Here is a 347-nt window from a genome sequence, read left to right on the forward strand (position 1 = left end):
GCCGCGGCCCCCCCTGCTCAAGGCGAAGAGCCTGATATCGAAAGTTTAGTAGAAGAAGCCGACGAGTTTGATATTGACGACCTACTTGATGCTGAGCAACCGGACGCTGAGGCTCAAAGCGAAGAGCCTGATATCGACAGTTTAGTAGAAGAAGACGACGAAGTTGATATTGATGAATTGCTCGATGCGCAGCAACCGGATACTGAAACTGCAACGCAAGAGCCAGACATCGACAGCTTAGTTGAAGGATATGATGAAGTTGATATTGATGAATTGCTCGATGCTGAGCAACCAACTACTGAAGCTCAAACTGAAGAGTCAGACATCGACAGCTTAGTTGAAGAAGA

General features: G+C 47.3%; 1 pseudogene. It reads left to right on the forward strand.

The annotated features are described in order from the left end of the window. Positions 1 to 347 (forward strand): annotated as a pseudogene (locus CWB76_RS19115) (hypothetical protein); the annotation flags it as partial.

The sequence above is a fragment of the Pseudoalteromonas sp. S1609 genome, assembly GCF_005887255.1.
In the GTDB taxonomy this organism is placed as follows: domain Bacteria; phylum Pseudomonadota; class Gammaproteobacteria; order Enterobacterales; family Alteromonadaceae; genus Pseudoalteromonas.